The organism is Agrobacterium pusense, assembly GCF_900102105.1.
GTDB lineage: Bacteria > Pseudomonadota > Alphaproteobacteria > Rhizobiales > Rhizobiaceae > Agrobacterium > Agrobacterium pusense.
Window position 1 is genome coordinate 797,455 of record NZ_FNBB01000002.1, and the last position, 17,749, is coordinate 815,203.

At 59.4% G+C, this 17,749-nt stretch carries 18 protein-coding genes and 1 tRNA gene; 10 read left to right on the forward strand and 9 right to left on the reverse strand.

Translation table 11 applies throughout. The features are described 5' to 3' along the window. Nucleotides 1–12: 12 nt before the first annotated feature. Together fdhA and BLU28_RS08730 are read right to left on the reverse strand one after the other, a co-directional pair. Nucleotides 13–1,203, reverse strand: a complete 1,191-nt coding sequence (gene fdhA, locus BLU28_RS08725; protein ID WP_077986334.1) for a formaldehyde dehydrogenase, glutathione-independent — start codon at nucleotides 1,201–1,203, stop codon at nucleotides 13–15. Nucleotides 1,204–1,364: 161 nt separating this feature from the next. Continuing rightward, a complete protein-coding gene (locus BLU28_RS08730) occupies nucleotides 1,365–2,237 on the reverse strand; it encodes an ATP-binding protein (RefSeq protein ID WP_045534977.1) in 873 nt (290 codons plus the stop codon). Nucleotides 2,238–2,444: 207 nt separating this feature from the next. Between BLU28_RS08730 and yajC the strand changes: the two genes are divergently transcribed. From yajC to BLU28_RS08755, 5 genes are all read left to right on the forward strand, one after another. Next, nucleotides 2,445–2,792 (forward strand): preprotein translocase subunit YajC, encoded by a 348-nt coding sequence (gene yajC / locus BLU28_RS08735; RefSeq protein WP_004441911.1) that lies wholly within the window; start codon nucleotides 2,445–2,447, stop codon nucleotides 2,790–2,792. Nucleotides 2,793–2,872: 80 nt separating this feature from the next. Beyond that, nucleotides 2,873–5,437, forward strand: coding sequence for a protein translocase subunit SecDF (gene secDF / locus BLU28_RS08740; protein WP_004441909.1), 2,565 nt, complete (start codon nucleotides 2,873–2,875; stop codon nucleotides 5,435–5,437). Next, nucleotides 5,437–5,829: an Mth938-like domain-containing protein gene (locus BLU28_RS08745; protein WP_004441908.1), complete on the forward strand. Its 393-nt coding sequence runs from the start codon at nucleotides 5,437–5,439 to the stop codon at nucleotides 5,827–5,829. The genes secDF and BLU28_RS08745 overlap by 1 nt, the downstream gene beginning before the upstream one ends. Nucleotides 5,830–5,852: 23 nt before the next feature. Further along, nucleotides 5,853–6,698 (forward strand): phytoene/squalene synthase family protein, encoded by an 846-nt coding sequence (locus BLU28_RS08750; protein WP_077986263.1) that lies wholly within the window; start codon nucleotides 5,853–5,855, stop codon nucleotides 6,696–6,698. Between the two features lie 127 nt (nucleotides 6,699–6,825). Beyond that, nucleotides 6,826–7,284, forward strand: coding sequence for a hypothetical protein (locus BLU28_RS08755; RefSeq protein ID WP_004441904.1), 459 nt, complete (start codon nucleotides 6,826–6,828; stop codon nucleotides 7,282–7,284). A gap of 18 nt (nucleotides 7,285–7,302) precedes the next feature. On the opposite strand, the gene BLU28_RS08760 is transcribed toward BLU28_RS08755, so the two are convergent. The 3 genes from BLU28_RS08760 to lipB form a co-directional block, all read right to left on the reverse strand. Further along, complete coding sequence (locus BLU28_RS08760) at nucleotides 7,303–8,241, reverse strand: DMT family transporter (RefSeq protein WP_162749519.1); 939 nt, start codon at nucleotides 8,239–8,241, stop codon at nucleotides 7,303–7,305. Nucleotides 8,242–8,313: 72 nt separating this feature from the next. Next, nucleotides 8,314–9,381: an NAD(P)-dependent alcohol dehydrogenase gene (locus tag BLU28_RS08765; RefSeq protein WP_035208785.1), complete on the reverse strand. Its 1,068-nt coding sequence runs from the start codon at nucleotides 9,379–9,381 to the stop codon at nucleotides 8,314–8,316. 64 nt (nucleotides 9,382–9,445) lie between these two features. Next, the gene (lipB, locus tag BLU28_RS08770) at nucleotides 9,446–10,177 is read right to left on the reverse strand and encodes a lipoyl(octanoyl) transferase LipB (protein ID WP_044460040.1); all 732 of its coding nucleotides are present in this window, start codon (nucleotides 10,175–10,177) and stop codon (nucleotides 9,446–9,448) included. Nucleotides 10,178–10,366: 189 nt separating this feature from the next. Here lipB and BLU28_RS08775 point away from each other — a divergent pair. Together BLU28_RS08775 and BLU28_RS08785 are read left to right on the forward strand one after the other, a co-directional pair. Next, nucleotides 10,367–10,451: transfer RNA gene (locus tag BLU28_RS08775), tRNA-Leu, on the forward strand. Nucleotides 10,452–11,028: 577 nt separating this feature from the next. Further along, nucleotides 11,029–11,415: a PAS domain-containing protein gene (locus tag BLU28_RS08785; protein ID WP_022556187.1), complete on the forward strand. Its 387-nt coding sequence runs from the start codon at nucleotides 11,029–11,031 to the stop codon at nucleotides 11,413–11,415. A 58-nt stretch (nucleotides 11,416–11,473) separates the two neighbouring features. On the opposite strand, the gene BLU28_RS08790 is transcribed toward BLU28_RS08785, so the two are convergent. Beyond that, nucleotides 11,474–11,641 (reverse strand): Thivi_2564 family membrane protein, encoded by a 168-nt coding sequence (locus BLU28_RS08790; RefSeq protein WP_003502827.1) that lies wholly within the window; start codon nucleotides 11,639–11,641, stop codon nucleotides 11,474–11,476. Between the two features lie 124 nt (nucleotides 11,642–11,765). Here BLU28_RS08790 and BLU28_RS08795 point away from each other — a divergent pair, with 124 nt between their 5' ends. Continuing rightward, nucleotides 11,766–12,194 carry an OsmC family protein gene (locus BLU28_RS08795; protein ID WP_077986262.1) on the forward strand — a complete coding sequence of 143 codons (429 nt, stop codon included), beginning with the start codon at nucleotides 11,766–11,768 and terminating at the stop codon, nucleotides 12,192–12,194. A 3-nt stretch (nucleotides 12,195–12,197) separates the two neighbouring features. Here BLU28_RS08795 and BLU28_RS08800 read toward each other — a convergent pair whose 3' ends face one another. From BLU28_RS08800 to BLU28_RS08810, 3 genes are read right to left on the reverse strand one after another with little or no spacing between them, the layout of a single operon-like run. Continuing rightward, complete coding sequence (locus BLU28_RS08800; protein WP_077986261.1) at nucleotides 12,198–12,692, reverse strand: peptide deformylase; 495 nt, start codon at nucleotides 12,690–12,692, stop codon at nucleotides 12,198–12,200. 18 nt (nucleotides 12,693–12,710) lie between these two features. Next, complete coding sequence (locus BLU28_RS08805) at nucleotides 12,711–13,010, reverse strand: hypothetical protein (protein WP_006697425.1); 300 nt, start codon at nucleotides 13,008–13,010, stop codon at nucleotides 12,711–12,713. Further along, entirely contained in the window at nucleotides 13,010–15,310 is a 2,301-nt protein-coding gene (locus tag BLU28_RS08810) for an FdhF/YdeP family oxidoreductase (protein WP_077986331.1), read from the reverse strand. Before BLU28_RS08810 ends, BLU28_RS08805 begins: the two co-directional genes overlap by 1 nt. A 393-nt stretch (nucleotides 15,311–15,703) precedes the next feature. Between BLU28_RS08810 and mgtE the strand changes: the two genes are divergently transcribed. Both mgtE and BLU28_RS08820 read left to right on the forward strand, forming a co-directional pair. Continuing rightward, nucleotides 15,704–17,131, forward strand: a complete 1,428-nt coding sequence (gene mgtE / locus BLU28_RS08815; protein ID WP_004441871.1) for a magnesium transporter — start codon at nucleotides 15,704–15,706, stop codon at nucleotides 17,129–17,131. A 74-nt stretch (nucleotides 17,132–17,205) separates the two neighbouring features. Next, complete coding sequence (locus tag BLU28_RS08820) at nucleotides 17,206–17,592, forward strand: MerR family transcriptional regulator (RefSeq protein ID WP_004441868.1); 387 nt, start codon at nucleotides 17,206–17,208, stop codon at nucleotides 17,590–17,592. Nucleotides 17,593–17,749: the final 157 nt, after the last annotated feature.

The window sequence follows — 17,749 nt, forward strand, 5'->3', positions numbered from 1 at the left end:
CCGGTGCAGGCGTCAGGCCGCCTTGAGCAGGTCGCCATGCGGATCGAGCACGAACTTGGTGGCTGCGCCCTGGTCGAAGCTCTCATAGCCCTGTACGGCATCGTCGAGCGCAATGATCCTGGCGTTGACGATGTCGGCAATCGGCAGGCGGTCGTGCAGGATCGCCTGCATGAGCTGGCGGTTATATTTCAGCACCGGTGTCTGGCCGGTGTGGAAGGATTGCGCCTTCGCCCAACCGAGGCCGAAACGCAGTGACAGGCTGCCCTGTTTGGCAGCATCATCCACCGCGCCCGGATCTTCGGTGACATAAAGGCCTGGAATGCCGATCGAGCCGGCGGCGCGGGTGATTTCCATCATCTGGTTGAGAACGATCGCCGGCTGTTCGCCGCCTGCGTGGCCGCGCGCTTCAAAGCCGACCGCTTCGATCGCGCTGTCCACCTCGTTGGTGCCGACAATCTCGGCGATCATGTCGCCCAGCCGGTCGCCCTTCGAGAGATCGACGGGTTCGAAGCCGACTTTCGCAGCGTGGGCAAGACGATCCTTGTTGAAATCGCCGATCATGACGACCGCGGCACCCAGAATGCGGGCGGAGGCGGCAGCCGCGAGGCCGACCGGGCCGGCACCGGCGACATAAACAGTGGAGCCGACGCCGACACCGGCCTTTACTGCGCCGTGGAAGCCGGTTGGCAGAATGTCGGAGAGCATGGTGAGGTCGCGGATCTTCGACATCGCCTTGTCACGATCCGGGAATTTCAGCAGGTTGAAATCGGCATAGGGGATGGTGACATATTTCGCCTGACCACCGATCCAGCCGCCCATGTCGACGTAGCCATAAGCGCCGCCGGCGCGGGACGGGTTCACCGTGAGGCACACGCCGGTATCCTGCGACTTGCAGCAGCGGCAGCGGCCGCAGGCGACGTTGAACGGCACGGAGACGATGTCGCCAACCTGCAGCATCTCAACGTCGATGCCCTTCTCGATGACTTCGCCGGTGATTTCATGACCGAGAACGAGGCCCGGCATCGCCGTGGTGCGGCCGCGCACCATGTGCTGGTCGGAGCCGCAGATATTGGTGGAAATCACCTTGAGAATGACACCGTGCTCGATGCGGCGGCCATCCGGCGCCTCAAGCTTCGGGTCGTCAATGTCGCGGACTTCGACCTGACCCGGCCGCATGTAGACGACGCCTCTGTTCCTGCTCATATCCATCTCCTCCATGGTTTGAACACCGTACCTGTCCGCTCCTCCGCGGGCAGATGACTTCATGGGTGCAGCAAACCATGAGAGGGGAGATGTGGCGTTCGGGAATACGACACGCGGTGTGGTCGTAACGACACCGCGTTTCGCCCGATGTCACGGTGGTGTTATCTGTCGAGCGGTTTCCTGAGGCGGCCGGCGGCGTCCTGAATATATTGCCAGGCGACACGGCCTGAGCGGCCGCCGCGGGTGGTTGCCCATTCCAACGCCTCGTGATGCAGTGTCTCGCGGTCGAGACCCAGATCGAAATGCGTGGCATAGCTGTCGATCATCGTCAGATAATCTTCCTGACCGCATTTGTGGAAACCGAGCCAGAGGCCGAAGCGATCGGAGAGCGACACCTTTTCCTCAACCGCTTCGGATGGGTTGATGGCAGTGGACTGCTCGTTTTCCATCATGTGACGCGGCAGAAGATGGCGACGGTTGGAGGTCGCATAAAACAGCACATTGTCAGGACGTCCCTCGATGCCGCCGTCGAGCGCTGCCTTCAGCGATTTATAGGCGGTGTCGTCATGGTCGAAGGAGAGGTCGTCGCAGAAAACGATGACGCGCTGGCCGGAGGCCTTGAGGATGTCGAGCAGGGCGGGCAGGGTGTGGATGTCCTCGCGGTGCACTTCCACCAGCTTGAGCGAAACACCGCTTGCCGCACGCACATCTTCGTGAACGGCCTTCACCAGCGATGACTTGCCCATGCCGCGCGCACCCCACAGCAGCACGTTGTTGGCGGCGAAACCTTCCGCGAAACGCAGCGTGTTTTCGTGGAGAATGTCGCGGACATGATCGACGCCGCGGATGAGTTTCAACGCGATGCGGTTGGGGCGGGCAACAGGCTGCAGGAAAGAGTTCAGCGGCGCCCAGACAAAACAATCCGCCGCATTCCAGTCGTTTACGGCGGGCGCCGGTCCCGCCAGCCGTTCGACGGCATCGGTGAGCCGGCGCAGTTCTGAAAGAAGCAGGGAGGCCGTTTCTTCTCGAATCATGGTGTTTCTTCCGCTTGTCTGATGTTCAAAACTCTGTTTTGCGCCCGGCCTAGCATGGTGTTTGGCGCCCATAAAGGTTAAGAGGTCCGGAATCGGTACGGCGAGGGCCCTGCATCTGTTGCAATCCCGGCGTTCCCCACTATATTCCGGCGGCTTGAAAGCTGGGGCGGCATACGAGGTCGTGCCGTAATCGTTGAGGAGTTTTATATGTTCATTAGTCAAGCTTTTGCCCAGGACGCAGCGGGCGGCACGTCGGCGCTGGGTTCCGGCCTTGAAATGCTTTTCCTGTTTGCGCCGCTCATGGTGGTCTGGTATTTTTTCCTCATCCGTCCGCAGCGCGCACAGATGAAAAAGCGCCAGGAAACGCTGACCAATATTCGCCGCGGTGATCAGGTCGTTCTCGGCGGCGGCATCGTCGGCAAGGTGACCAAGGTCATCGATGACAGTGAACTCGAAGTCGAAATCGCCGAAGGCGTGAAAATCCGCGCTGCCCGTGCTTACATTGCCGAAGTGCGCGTGAAGGGCGAAGTGGTCAAGACGGAAGCAGCTTCCTGATCCTGCCGGACAACCGAATGCCCGATTGCGAATTTTGACGGGTTGCGCAGAGCGCGACCCCAACCCTGACCGAGATCGAAATGCTTCATTTTTCCCGTTGGAAAACAGTCTTCATCTGGCTGCTTGTGCTGGCAAGCGTCGTCATCGCCTCTCCCAATCTGTTTACGGACAAACAGCTGGAGGGCATGCCTGCCTGGTACAAGGACAATAAGGTAACGCTCGGTCTCGACCTTCAGGGCGGTTCCCACATCATGCTCAAGATCGAGCGTTCCGACATCGTCAAGGAACGGCTCGAAACCATCGTGGGCGATGTGCGAACGCAGCTTCGCGATGCCAACATCCGTTATTCGGGCTTGACCGGCAACGGCCAGCAGATTCAGGTCCGCATCAGCGATCCGGCGCAGCTGGAAGCCGCCAAGAACGCACTTCGCGACCTGACGCAGCCGGTATCCGCCGGTACGCTGGTCGGCGGCTCCATTACCGAAGTGACGATGAATGATGGTGGCGACAATCTGCTGCGTCTCAATCTCACGGATGAGGGCATCGATTACCGCCTGTCATCAGCCGTTTCGCAGTCCATCGAAGTCGTGCGCCGCCGCGTTGACGAAGTCGGTACGACCGAGCCGCTCATCCAGCGTCAGGGTTCCGACCGCATCATCGTGCAGGTGCCTGGTCTTCAGGATCCGCAGCGCCTGAAGTCACTTCTCAACCAGACCGCAAAGCTCTCCTTCCGCATGGTTGACACCACCATGCCGGTGCAGGAAGCCATGAACGGCCGTCCGCCAGCGACGTCCGAGGTTCTCTATTCGCAGGACGATCCGCCGGTTCCCTATCTCGTGGAGCGCCGTGCGCTCGTTTCCGGCGACAATCTCGTCGACGCGCAGGCAAGCTTCAACCAGCAGACCAATGAACCCGTCGTCACCTTCCGCTTCGACAGCCGCGGCGCGCAGCGGTTTGCGCAGGCGACGCAGCAGAATGTCGGCAAGCCTTTCGCCATCGTGCTCGATAACCAGGTCATTTCCGCGCCTGTCATCCGTGAGCCGATCATTGGCGGTTCGGGCCAGATTTCAGGTAATTTCTCGGTGCAGGGCGCGAACGACCTTGCTGTGCTGCTGCGCGCCGGTGCGCTGCCGGCGACGCTGACGGTGGTTGAAGAGCGTACCGTCGGTCCGAGCCTCGGTAACGACTCCATTACCGCCGGTCTGACGGCAAGCGCCATTGGCGCCGTGGGCGTCCTCATCTTCATGTTCGTGTTCTATGGCTTCTTCGGCCTGCTGGCGAATATCGCTCTTGTGGTCAACGTCATCATGCTGCTGGCCGTCCTCAGCGTGATCGGATCGACGCTGACGCTACCGGGTATCGCCGGTATCGTCCTGACCATCGGCATGGCTGTCGATTCCAACGTTCTGATCTACGAGCGAATACGCGAAGAGGTGAAAAGCGGCAAACCACTGATCCAGTCACTGGATAATGGCTTTACCCGCGCCTTTGCGACCATCATTGACGCCAACCTGACGACGCTGATCGTGGCGAGCGTGCTGTTCTACATGGGCACGGGCCCGGTCAAGGGCTTTGCGGTTACGCTGGCCGTCGGTATCATCACGACCGTCTTCACGGCCTATACACTGACAGCGTGGATGTTCGGTTACTGGGTCCGCCGCAGCCGTCCGAAGCACCTGCCGAAGGGCGTTCGTACCGCCATGTTCGATGGTCGCGACATCCCGTTCATGCGCTACCGTCGCGTGGTGTTCATGATCACCGGCGTCATCATGCTTGCCTGCGTTGGCGGTTTCATCGCCAAAGGTCTGAACCTCGGTATCGATTTCCAGGGCGGCTCCGTCATCGAAGTCCGTGCCAAGCAGGGTGAGGCCGATCTGGCCGATATCCGAGATCGTCTGAACCAGCTCAACCTGGGTGAAATCCAGGCTCAGAATTTCGGTACGCCGCAGGATGTTCTCATCCGCATTCAGGCGCAGGAAGGCGGCGAAAATGCCGAGCAATCCGCCATCACCATGGTGCGCGGCGAGCTTGAGGACAAATATGACTTCCGCCGCGTTGAAGTTGTCGGCCCCGCCGTTTCCGGTGACCTCACCTTCACCTCCACGATCGGCATCCTGCTCGCCATGACGGCGATCATGATCTACATCTGGGTTCGCTTCGAATGGCAGTTTGCGCTCGGCGCCGTCATTTCGATGGTGCACGACGTGGTCTTCACAATCGGCCTCTTCGTGTTCCTGGGGATAGAGTTCAACCTCACCAGTATCGCGGCGATCCTGACGATTATCGGTTATTCGCTGAATGACACCGTCGTCATCTATGACCGTATCCGCGAAAACCTGAGGCGCTATAAGAAGATGCCGCTGTCGATGATTATCGACGTGTCGCTGAACCAGACGCTGTCACGTACCATCCTCACCGGCTTGACCGTGCTTCTGGCGCTGCTCGCGCTCTACCTCTTCGGTGGCGAGGTCATCCGCTCCTTCACCTTCGCCATGCTCTTCGGTGTCGGTATCGGCGTGTTCTCGTCGCTCTACATTGCCGCTCCGGTGCTGATCGCCTTCAAGCTTCGTCCTGATAGCAAGGACGCGGAAGACGAGAAGGATGAAAAGTCCGGCAACGCCATCGGCGGCAAGCCTGCCGTCTGATGGCCGGCGGGATCGAAATACGCCCGGCCCATTTTCCCGGCCGGGCGCCCATAGATGCTTATGGCAATGGCGGCTTCCGCTTTGCCGACATGTCGCATCGAGGCTCGCTTCTGCTCCTGCCTTCGGGCATTTACGGGTGGGAGCCCGTTGATGCCAAACAACTGAGCGTCGGGCATTTCGAAAAGGTTCTTGCGGAAGCGCAGGATATCGAAGTGCTGCTGATCGGCACGGGAGATGGTATGCGGGTTCTGCCGAAGGAGCTGCGCGCGGCTTTCAAGGAGGCGGGCATTTCCATTGATCCGATGAGCACGGGTGCCGCCGTACGCACCTACAATATCATGCTTTCGGAATCGCGCGCCGTGGCTGCGGCGTTGATTGCCGTCGAAGGCTGACGTAACGCTCCGCGCGGGGAACCATGGCACCCACAGAAAATCTCGACGTCTGCCTTGCGACGCTGCGCGATACGGATCGTGACCGCTATCTCGCCTGTCTTCTGTCTCCCGCGGACAGGCGCAATGCTCTTGCAGCGCTTTATGCCTTTAACGCCGAGATTGCGCGTATTCGCGATTCCGTGCGTGAAGCGCTGCCAGGTGAGGTGCGTATGCAATGGTGGCGCGATCTGCTCGAGGGAAGTCCCCATGGGGACAGCCAGTCGCACCCCGTTGCGTCGGCGCTTCTGGAAACGATCGAGCGTTACAGGCTGCCACGATCGGTGCTTTCCAACATGATCGAGGCGCGCATCTTCGATCTCTACGACGATCCTTTCGAGGATCGCAACGCGCTTGAAGGCTATGCAGGGGAAACCGCTTCGGCGCTGATCCAGCTTGCCAGCCTCGTTCTGTCTCCGGAAGAGGCCGCGGCAAGCGCGGAAGCGGCCGGACATGCGGGTGTGGCGCAAGCCATGGCCGGCATGCTGCTGCTCATGCCACTGCACCGTCGCCGTGGTCAGGTGTATATTCCAGCCGACATGCTCTCGGCCGCCGGGCTTGACCGGGAGACGTTCCTGGAAGGCACGGACCGACAGCGGATCGGCATAGCCATCGAACTGTTCGCGGCCCATGCACTGGATCATATCGAGAAGGCAAGACGCGCTCGCATTTCGGGCAACGTCTTTGCGGCCTATCTGCCCGTCGCCATTTCCGGACCGGTCATAACGGCCGCGCGAAAGGCTGGCGCGGGCGTGTTTGAAGGCGAAGTGCAATTATCGCAGCTTCGTCGGCAATGGCTGTTGGCAAAAGCCTCTTTCCTCAAGCGCTTCTGATCGTCGCTCCTGGCGCCGATGCGGGGAGCCATACTTCGCGCAAGCCTCGTTTCCTATCAAAGCGAACCGGGTTCGCTTCGTTTCGATTCGCGACCCATGATGTTTGGTTGCTGAGGGAGCGTTCCGGATGAATATGGCGATCTGGATTATCGTTTTCGTGCTGCTTTTGGTCTTTGCCGTTTATGCCTGGCGCATGTCGCGGGCGACGGATGAGGACAACAGCCATGATGTCGGGCAGGCGATCATGGATTTCGCCCGCGCCTTTCCCAATGAGGCGATCAGAAGCCTGCACATGACGGCAGATGGAGGCGCTGCCTTTGTGCGGCTGCACGACAACAAGGCCGGTTTCATGCGCAACATGGGTTCTCATTACGTCTGCGTGATGATCGATCCCGAGCGGATACGGGTGGAGAGCCTGGAAAGCGGAGACGGTTTCGTCGTTACCTTCTTCGACATGCCGAAATATAGCGGTTCATACCGATTCAAATCGGCAGGAGAGGCGGCCGAAGTCTCTCTCTGGCTGCTCGGCAGTCTGGTCGAGGCGCAGGATCATCACGATGAAGGGCCGCTGCCTTCCGGCACCTGATGGCTATCGCATGGCCCGTCACTGCCCGTCGAGCGGCGGCCGATTGGCCCCTGCCTGCTGGCGTTCGCGCCAGATGATGAACAGGCCGGATGCGACGATGATGAAAATACCGAGCCATTTCGACGGCGTCGGAAAATCCGAGAACAGCGCATAACCGAGGATCGTCGCCGAGATGATCTCGAAATACTGGAACGGCGCCAGCAGCGAGAGCGGGGCCAGCCTGAAAGCCCTGACGATCAGCAGATGCATGTAGCCGGATATCGATCCTAGCAGCACGAGCAGAGCCAGGGCCAATCCCGATTGCGGCAGCGAGACGGCGAAATCCTTGTCGCCGAGCGCATCGCCGGCAAGAAGGGCAGCTCCCATGAATAGCGTGCCGGCAATGCCCGACATGGTCTGCATCACAAGCGGGCTGTCGGCGTCGCCGATGGCTCGGTTCAGGAAGAGGTAGAGCGTGTAGAGGAAGGCGCAGGCCACCGGCAGCAGCGACGTCCAGCCGAAGATTTCGAAGCTCGGCTGAATGACGATCATCGCGCCGCCGAAGCCGACCACGATCGCCGTCCACCGCTTCCAGCCGACCCTGTCGCCGAGAAACAGAGCCGACATCATCGTCAGCATGAACGGTTCTACGAAATAGATCGCGAACACATCGGCAAGCGGCATGTATTTGACTGCGGCGAAGAACATCAGGCTGGCCGAAGCGTGCAATACGCCGCGCAGGCAGTTCATCCAGGGGCGCTTTGCGCTGAAAAGCGCGCTCGGTGAGACCATGAGCAGCAGCGGCAGGGTGCAGACCACCTGGAAGAAGAAGCGATAGAAGGTTACCTGCGCCGGTGACATGCCGCCGACCACGGCCATGTATTTGGCTATTGCGTCCATGACGGGCAGCACGAACATGCAGGTCGCCATGATCGTCATGCCCTTGGCGACATCGCTGAAACCGGTCTGGCTGGTCATGGTTCGAATAGCGCTTTCGACCGGAAGGTCCATTGAGAGAAGGGGGCGCTAAAGGCTGCCCCCCTTCGCAGGTCAGGCGGCCTTCTGGCGCGGCAGGCTCTTCATATCAATGACGAAACGATAACGCACATCGCTTTTTATCATGCGTTCATAAGCATCGTTGATCTGATCGATATCGATCATCTCGATTTCGGCGGCGATGCCTTTTTCGGCGCAGAAATCCAGCATTTCCTGGGTCTCGGGAATGCCGCCGATCATCGAGCCGGCAAAGGTCTTGCGGCCCGGAATGAGACTGAACGCCATTACCGACAGCGGCTTTTCCGGCGCACCCACCTGTACCAGCGCGCCGTCTCGCTTCAGCAGGGCAAGATAAGCGTTGATGTCATGGTCGGCGGCGACGGCATCGATGATGAGGTCGAGGCTCGAAGCGGCCTTTTTCATCTGATCCGCATCGCGCGAGACGATCACCTCATGGGCGCCGAGTTTTTTTGCGTCTTCAGCCTTGCCGGGCGACGTCGTGATCATCACCACCGTCGCGCCCATGGCATTGGCGAGCTTCACCGCCATATGACCAAGGCCACCGAGACCGACAACGCCGACCCGCTTGCCAGGGCCTGCATTCCAGTGGCGCAGCGGGGAGTAGGTGGTAATGCCCGCGCAGAGCAGGGGTGCGGCAGCGGCCGGATCGAGACCTTCGGGTATGTTGAGAACGTAACGGTCATCGACCACCACATGAGCGGAGTAACCGCCAAGCGTATGGGCGTCGCCGCCCATCGCCTTGTCAGGCGAATTATAGGTGCCGGTCATGCCGTTTTCGCAATATTGCTCCAGCCCCTCGGCGCAGCTTGCGCATTGCCGGCAGCTATCCACGATGCAGCCGACGCCGACGCGGTCACCCGTCTTGAACCTGGTGACATCCGAACCCACGCGGCCGACACGGCCGATGATTTCGTGGCCGGGAACGCAGGGGTAAAGAGAGCCCGGCCATTCGCTGCGGGCCGTGTGGATATCGGAGTGGCAGACGCCACAGAATTCGATTTCGATTTCGACATCGCGCGGGCCGGGATCGCGACGCTTGATGGTCGCAAGCTTCATCGGTGAAGAACCGTCGTCGCAGGCGTAAGCGGATGTTGTGAACATGATCGTTCCTCCTCTTGTGTTGATCGATGCATCAAACACCGGCCTGCGGCAAGGGTTGCGGCGGTCAGCCGCCAGCGCCGGTTTCGGGGACTGCCGGGCCAAAAACCTCCTCGAAGGCCTCGCGCAGCAGGACGTCGACATCACCGATCATAACCGGCAATCCAAGATCGACAAGGCTGGTAACGCCATAGGCGCTGATGCCGCATGGAATGATGCCGGTGAAGTGCGAGAGATCGGGATCGACATTGATCGCGAGCCCGTGAAAACTCACCCATTTGCGCAGACGGATACCCAGTGCGGCAATCTTGTCTTCTGCCAGGCCGCCATCCGGCAGGAGAGGTTTCTCGGGGCGCCTGACCCAGACGCCGACGCGATCCTCCCGCCGCTCGCCACGCACATTCATCTTATCAAGCGTGCGGATGATGACATCCTCGAGTGCCGCAACATAGGCGCGGACATCCTGGCGGCGGCGTTTGAGATCAAGCATGACGTAAGCGACCCGCTGGCCAGGGCCGTGATAGGTATATTCGCCGCCGCGCCCCGTGGCGAAGACCGGGAAACGATCCGGTTCGATCAGATCGGCCACATCGGCGCTGGTGCCGGCCGTATAAAGCGGCGGATGCTCCAGAAGCCAGACGAGTTCGTCCGCCTCGCCAGCTGCGATGGCGCTAACCTCGCGCTCCATTTCCTCTACCGCCTGCTCGTAAGGCACAAGGCCATCGGAGATTCGCCAGCGAACGGGCGGCGAACCAGCGGCGGGGAGCATTTTTGTCTCGATATCCGTGCGTGTAAGCATGAAAAAGTCCTTTCCACAGCCTTCTCGCAAAATGGCGTCACGGCCGCAACCCCAGCATTTCCGGGCTTCCTGCATATAGGATGGTGCAGTGCGATTTTTAATTTCAAAAAACTGTCACGACGCTCTTGTGCACCCAAAATCCTTTTGCTACATGCACCCCCGTCGGCGCAAGTCGACGCCTACCACGATGCGGTCGTGGCGGAATTGGTAGACGCGCAGCGTTGAGGTCGCTGTGGGGCAACCCGTGGAAGTTCGAGTCTTCTCGACCGCACCAAAGAAACCCGCTCCGGCGGGTTTTTTCTTTTTTAGCCAATCGGTTAGCCCTGACCCCACAAGACGCCAGGCTGCGTCGGAGCCAATTCGGCTACCGTGTTTTATCTTGCCGTCAGCATTATAAAAATTACGGGCGGCAAATCATTGACCCGACGCCGCCCGAATTGAATGGCCGGACTGAACTAGCGTCGGTAACGCTGTCCGTCCCCGACACGGTAGGGGTCCCCATCCATTACCTGATCCATTCGCCACTCGTTTCCACGATATGGGCTATGCCACGTCTGGCATCCGGCCAGAAAGACGGTTGCGGTCAGCAATCCGAAAGTAAGGGCGGCTCGCATCATCTTGAACTCCTCGAAATGTCATCCCAGCCATGTAGGCGCACGCCCGCATTTTTGCGATACCTCGTCGAAATTTGTCGTCCGTTTTAGAACGGCGCAACAATTTGGATTGCCGGAAAATTCCGGTGGATATTGATGCACGCTTTGGTAGCTCGTCTGCTCCCCCCACAAAACGAGGGGTGGAATATGAGAGGTCTGATGTTAGCTTTTGTCAGGAAATAATATCCGGGGGTTTTCGTGCAGGGGGACAAGACGGATTCAGACAATGCGCTTGGTTATTACATGTGGAGCATTTCCGACAACAGGCTGATCATGGATGCGATTACCGCGGAATGCCATGGATTTTCCGAACCGGTTGCATCACGCGGGGTAACGATCGAGGAGATTCTGGAAAGGATCGATATTGAGATGCGCGATCGGGTGGCACAGGCCATTTTCGACAGCATCACCACGGGCGTCTTTTTCGATCAGCGTTACAAGGTCAACCTGCCTGACGGCTCAAGCCGATGGATCGCGGCAAAGGGCAGGGCGATCTTCGATCCGGAGGGCACGCCTTTTCTCGGTATAGGCAGCGTCCGGGATATCACGCTGAAAAAACCTTACCAGTTTGAACCACGCCAGTAACGACAACAAAAAAGAGGCGGCTTTCGCCGCCTTTTTTCGTCTGCGCCTTGCCGGGACATCAGAACACGGCGAGATATTTCAACAGCGAAATAATGCCGATAATAATGACGATAACCTGTGCGATCTGTTTGGCGCCGCCGCCAACGGGCAGTCGCGCGATGAGCCACAAGACAAGCACAATCACCAGGAAGGTGATCAGAATGCTGACGAGCGTAGATGTAACCATATGTCCCAGCTCCCTATTGAAATTCGATATTCAACGATGGTTCACCGTTGCGTGAGTAAAAAGGCGCCAGCCGGTATTTTGTTCCATGTGGTCGATTGCGCGCGATTAAATTAGGATTTTCTGAATGACCGAGAGCGTGAGGATGAAATCGAGGCCGGTCGGCGCTTCCGTCAGCGTGGGGCGGCTTGGCCGTCCTCATGTGTCGTCGGTCACCGGTGGCGCTCTGGACATCGTCACGGGGGTTTCGGAGCCAGGGTTTAACCCAATCGATCTTTTATACTCCTCGCTGGCCGCGTGCCTGGCGCTCAGCGTCCGCATCGCAGCCAGCAGCTTGGGACTGCTCGATCTGTTCGAGGGTGTTCGTGTTGATGTCTCCGGCGAGAAATCGGCTGATGAGCCCTATCGCATCATCCGCTTCGACATTCGGATGGAGATCGCCGGAAACTTCAACGCGGCGGAGCGACTGGCGCTTGCGCACAGGGCGGAGGATATCTGCACCGTCAGCAACACGCTGAAGGGCGATGCGGAATTTGTGCTGTCGATTACCAGCTGACGGTTACGGCTTCCTCGACTTTTCCCATTTCTTCACCAGCCGGTCGCGTCTTAGCTTCGAAAGCCGCTTCACCCAGAAAATGCCGTCAAGCTGGTCAATCTCGTGCTGGATGCAGATGGCGTGAAATCCCTCGACGGCCTGACGGTGCTCCGTGCCGTCGATGTCCTGAAACCTCACTTCGATCTTGGATGGCCGCTCCACTTCGTCCGTGAAGCCCGGCATCGAGACGCTGCCCTCCACATGTCGCATGGTCTGCGTGGCGCGGCCGATGATTTCGGGATTGACGTAGGTAAGGACGGTCCCCGGCGTCAGTTCCAACACAAAAACACGCTGCTTCACGCCGATATGGGCGGCGGTGATGCCGACACCCGGGGCGGCGCGCATCGTGTCGATCAGGTCGCTGACAAGATCCTGCAATTGCCCGTCAAACACCGTGACCGGCTCGCAGATTTCCGACAAGCCGGGATGCGGATAGGGCAGGATAGGCCTGGTTGCCAAGGAAATGCTCCGTTCGTTTCAAATCCGGGCGGCGGCGGCGAGCGCCTTTCCCTCCGCTGTCGCTTCCAGGAAGCTGCGCTGGGTGCGGGCATCGCGTCTCGTTACCTGCACGAAGCGCGGTGACAGACCGGCGATTTCGCGCAGAACGAGGGCATGTGCAAGACCCAGCCTGTTGGCAATGCCGCGGCTGTCTGTGGCTATATTGAAGTCGACCGCAATCAGTATCGCCGCGCCGGTGGATGTGAGCAAGGGCTGCGATCGCTCTTGAACCCTTGCCACCGCGGCCATGAAGGCATCAGCGGACTGTTCCTCATTCATCAGGAGGCATCCGGGCGCAGGCGGACGGACACGAGCACGGATTTAGACGTCGGTGTAAAACTGTCTTTGCCATAGCTCGACAGCGGCACCAGCACATTCAGTTCCGGATAATAACCGCCGATGCTGCCCCGCGGAATATTGTAGGGCACCAGCCGGAAATTCTGTGCGATGCGTTCGATCCCATCGCCATATTCGCCAACGACATCGACACGCTGGCGGGAATGGGCGCCGAGCGCTTGCATATCCGCCGGGTTCATGAAGATGACGTGGCGTTCGCCATAAACGCCACGATAGCGGTCGTCCATGCCGTAGATCGTGGTGTTGTATTGATCGTGGCTGCGGAAGGTCTGCAGGACGAAAAGGTTCTCGCGCGTGAGCGCCTGCTGGTGTTCGGTCTGTTCGGGCAGGGGGCCGCTGAAAAAGATCGCCTTTTTCGCCGGTGTGTTCCATTGCCGTTCCGCAGCCCTATTTGGCAGACGGAAGCCGCGCGGCACGCGAACGCGTTCGTTGAAATTCTCGAATCCGGGTATGACCCGCTCGATCATGTCGCGGATAAGATCGTAATCATCAGCGAGCGCTTTCCAGTTCACAGGCCCGCTGCCCAGCGTCGCTTCTGCGATGCCGGCGATGATGGCGACTTCCGAGCGCAATTCGTCCGACGCCGGTGGATTGATGCCGCCGGAGCCGTGCACCATGCTCATGGAATCCTCGACCGTGACGATCTGCGCCCGGCCTGCCGAATTGCGGTCGATCTCGGTTCGCCCCAGGCAAGGCAGCACGAACGAGGTTTCGCCCGGCACGAGATGCGAATGATTGAGCTTGGTGGCGATGTTGACGGTGAGCTTCTGATTTTCGAATGCCTTGATAATAAGCGGGCTATCGGGCGTGGCGCGCAGGAAATTACCCCCGAGCGCAATAAAGGCTTGCGCCTTGCCCTCAAGCATGGCCGCCACAGCCTCCACCGTATTGTGGCCGGGCTTGCGCGGCATGGTAACGCCGAGTTCCTTTTCCAGCGCATCGAGAAGTGCGGGCGGTGCTTTTTCATCGATGCCGACGGTGCGGTCGCCCTGAACGTTGGAATGACCGCGCACGGGGCAAAGGCCCGCACCGGGACGACCGACATTGCCGCGCAGCAACATGAAATTGGTGATCTCGCGCACGATGACGACCGAGTGACGATGCTGAGTGACGCCCATGGCCCATGTCGCGATGACGGAGCCGGCCTTCATGTAGATGTGGGCGGCTTCTTCGATCTCCTCGCGGGTGAGGCCGGACTGGTCGAGAATGGTCTCCCAGCTCGTCGCTTCGACGGCGGCACGGTAGGCCTCGAACTCCGCTGCATGTTCGGCGATGAAGTCGTAGTCGATGATGGCGGGTTCGCCCGCCGCCCTTGCGGCGTCGTCAGCGGCGAAGACCGCCTTGCTCATGCCGCGCACCGCCGCCATGTCGCCGCCCTGGCGCGGCTGGTAATAATTGGTGGCAATCTTCGTGCTGCCGCCACTGATCATCTCGATCTTGTCCTGCGGGTCTGCAAAGCGCTCCAGCCCCTTTTCGCGAATGGGATTGAAGACGGCGATCCGGGCGCCGCGCAGGGCGGCGCGGCGCAGGTCGCCCAGCATGCGCGGATGATTGGTGCCAGGGTTTTGCCCGATCACGAAAATCGCGTCGGCCTTTTCAAAGTCCTCGAGCAGCACCGTTCCTTTGCCGACACCGATCGATGCGTTCAATCCGACACCGCTTGCCTCGTGGCACATATTGGAGCAGTCGGGGAAATTATTGGTGCCGTAAAGCCGCACCATCAGCTGATAAAGGAAAGCCGCCTCGTTGGAAGCGCGGCCGGACGTATAGAATTCAGCCCGGTTCGGGTTGTCGAGACCGTTGAGGATGCTGCCGATTTCGGTAAAGGCCTCGTCCCACGATACGGGCAGGTATTTGTCGCTCATCCGGTCATAGCGCATGGGATGGGTGAGACGCCCCTGTTTTTCCAACTCGTAATCGGACCAGCCGCGCAGTTCGGAGACGGTGTGGCTGGCGAAGAACGCCGGCGGCACGCGGGCTTCGGTCGCTTCCCAGGATACCGCCTTGACGCCGTTTTCACAGAACTCGAAAGAGGAGCCGTGTTCCGGATCGCCCCAGGCGCAACCGGGACAGTCAAAACCATCCGGCTGATTGGTCTTCAACAGGGTGCGGACGCCCGAGATCGGTGCCCCGGATTCCAGAAGGCGCTTGCCGACGCTTTTAAGTGCGCCCCAACCGCCTGCGGCGGACGATGCCTTGCCGATGAAACCCGTCTTGCTCATGGTTTGCCACCCCGAAACCGACTTTCCGCGTCCGGTCGGCGCGGTTTGTCCTTTGTCAAAAACATCTTCAGAAGCGCCCATCCGCATCGGCTGTCAACGCCTTTGTTGTGCGTTGCGGTAAAACCAGCGTCATGGCTATCAACCTTGGCTGCGGAACGGCGTAAAGGGTGCGGGCGTTGTCGTAAAACAAGCGGCACGGATCGGCTATTCATGCTTATAAGCCGCACTCCGCCCGATCCTGCCGGAGAGGCGAAGAGGAATGACGAATGGAATTTTCGCGACACGCGCGAAGCTTAGGTATTTGCAGCTATCCGGTTGTTGACAATATGCTTTTTAACGCCATTCTGCCTTCGAATTCGAGCATTGCGGCATTTGAATACAAGGGGACGCCAGATGACAGACCGTGACGACGACGCTGTCGCGCCCGATGAATTGAAGCCGTTGGATGCCCCGTCGGATATTTATGCCGAAGATGGCTCGGTGCGTTCCGATTTTCTGACGATGGTGGGTGCGGCAATCGCCGATCGCGACCTCTTGTTCCTGCGCAAGAATGTGGCGCGGCTGCATGAATCCGAACTCGGAGACCTGCTTGAATCCATTCTCCCGGAACAGCGCCACGCGCTTGTGCGGCTGCTCGGTTCCGATTTTGATATGACGGCGCTGACCGAGGTGGATGAAGGTATCCGCCTCGATATCGTCGATCAGATGTCGAACGAGCAGATCGCTGCCGGTATCGGCGAGCTCGATTCGGACGACGCCGTCTACATTCTTGAAGACCTCGACGACGAGGATCGTAAGGACATTCTCTCGCAGCTGCCCTTCACCGAACGCGTGCGGTTGATGCGGGCGCTGGACTATCCTGAGAGCTCGGCCGGTCGGCGCATGCAGACGGAATTCGTCGCCGTGCCGCCATTCTGGACTGTCGGGCAGACTATTGATTATCTGCGAGAGGAGGAGGAACTCCCGGACTCCTTCACCCAGATTTTTGTCATCGATCCCACTTTCAAGCTGGTCGGCGCGCTCGATCTCGACAAGGTGCTGCGGGCCAAGCGCCAGGTGAAGATCGAAACGATCATGCATGAGACAAACCATTCCATTCCAGCAGAAATGGACCAGGAAGAGGCAGCGCAGCTCTTCGAGCAATACGACCTTCTGTCCGCCGCCGTGGTGGACAATAACGGCCGGCTGGTCGGCGTGCTGACCATCGATGACGTGGTCGACGTCATCCAGGAAGAGGCCGAGGAAGACCTTCTGCGTCTCGGCGGTGTGGGTGACGAAGAGCTGTCGGACTCCATCGCCAGCACGTCGCGTTCCCGCGTTCCGTGGCTCGCCGTCAATCTCATCACTGCCTTTCTGTCCGCTTCCGTCATCAGCCTGTTCGATGCGACGATCCAGCAGATCGTCGCGCTGGCGATCCTGATGCCTGCGGTTGCCGGCATGGGCGGCAACGCCGGATCGCAGACCATGACGGTATCGGTGCGCGCGCTCGCCACCAAAAGCCTCGATATTAACAATGCCGCCCGCATTATTCGGCGCGAGGCGGGGGTGGGCATTCTGAACGGCATGCTGTTCGGCTGCGCCATCGGTGTTGTCGCGGCGCTATGGTTTCAGGACATCCATATTGGGGGCATCATCGCCACGGCCATGTGTCTCAACATGCTCGCGGCGGCCCTGGCGGGAATTCTTATTCCGCTCGTCCTCGACAAGTTCGGAGCTGACCCTGCCGTCTCATCCGCCGTCTTCGTAACGGCGGTAACGGACATTGTCGGGTTTTTTGCCTTCCTGGGAATAGCGACCTGGTGGTACGGAATTTCGGGATAGGCGAGGGCGGCCATAAAATTGACTTTTACGTGAAGGTCAAATAATAATGATCCGGTTAGGAATCGGATAGGCCCGTGAACAAATATTATAGCATAACCGAACTGACCCGAGAATTCGGTGTTTCCACCCGCACACTCAGATTCTATGAGGATGAAGGGTTGATCCATCCTGAGCGGCGCGGGCGCACCAGGCTTTTCCGTGCAGCGGACCGCCGTCTCATTCAGGAAATCCTGCGCGGTCGCCGTATCGGTTTCACGATAGCCGAAATCCGCGAGATCATTCAGGTCTACAAGGAGCCGCCGGGGGAATCGGGCCAGCTTGTGCTCCTGATGAAGAAGGTCGATGAAAAGCGCGCTGATCTTCGGCAGAAGCGCAAGGATATCGAGGAGACGCTGGCGGAGCTCGACAATGTCGAAGAGGCCTGTCTGACGCGTCTTGCCGAAATCGGCGTCGGGACCTGAGCACTGCTTTTTAGCGGTATCGCATATTCCGTTGACGCAACTGTCGGGAACGGCTCCAAGACTCTCCGCTTTACTTCATATGAAACGAGCGGGTTCGGCTTGCCCCGCCGACGAGAATGTCGCGGCAGCGGGATGTGGGACATGATCTCGATTTATC

Coding starts and splice junctions, on each gene's coding strand:
- fdhA (WP_077986334.1), bottom strand. CDS start 1,203: ATGAGCAGGAACAGAGGCGTCGTCTACATGCGGCCGGGTCAGGTCGAA.
- BLU28_RS08730 (WP_045534977.1), bottom strand. CDS start 2,237: ATGATTCGAGAAGAAACGGCCTCCCTGCTTCTTTCAGAACTGCGCCGG.
- yajC (WP_004441911.1), top strand. CDS start 2,445: ATGTTCATTAGTCAAGCTTTTGCCCAGGACGCAGCGGGCGGCACGTCG.
- secDF (WP_004441909.1), top strand. CDS start 2,873: ATGCTTCATTTTTCCCGTTGGAAAACAGTCTTCATCTGGCTGCTTGTG.
- BLU28_RS08745 (WP_004441908.1), top strand. CDS start 5,437: ATGGCCGGCGGGATCGAAATACGCCCGGCCCATTTTCCCGGCCGGGCG.
- BLU28_RS08750 (WP_077986263.1), top strand. CDS start 5,853: ATGGCACCCACAGAAAATCTCGACGTCTGCCTTGCGACGCTGCGCGAT.
- BLU28_RS08755 (WP_004441904.1), top strand. CDS start 6,826: ATGAATATGGCGATCTGGATTATCGTTTTCGTGCTGCTTTTGGTCTTT.
- BLU28_RS08760 (WP_162749519.1), bottom strand. CDS start 8,241: ATGACCAGCCAGACCGGTTTCAGCGATGTCGCCAAGGGCATGACGATC.
- BLU28_RS08765 (WP_035208785.1), bottom strand. CDS start 9,381: ATGTTCACAACATCCGCTTACGCCTGCGACGACGGTTCTTCACCGATG.
- lipB (WP_044460040.1), bottom strand. CDS start 10,177: ATGCTTACACGCACGGATATCGAGACAAAAATGCTCCCCGCCGCTGGT.
- BLU28_RS08790 (WP_003502827.1), bottom strand. CDS start 11,641: ATGGTTACATCTACGCTCGTCAGCATTCTGATCACCTTCCTGGTGATT.
- BLU28_RS08795 (WP_077986262.1), top strand. CDS start 11,766: ATGACCGAGAGCGTGAGGATGAAATCGAGGCCGGTCGGCGCTTCCGTC.
- BLU28_RS08805 (WP_006697425.1), bottom strand. CDS start 13,010: ATGAATGAGGAACAGTCCGCTGATGCCTTCATGGCCGCGGTGGCAAGG.
- BLU28_RS08810 (WP_077986331.1), bottom strand. CDS start 15,310: ATGAGCAAGACGGGTTTCATCGGCAAGGCATCGTCCGCCGCAGGCGGT.
- mgtE (WP_004441871.1), top strand. CDS start 15,704: ATGACAGACCGTGACGACGACGCTGTCGCGCCCGATGAATTGAAGCCG.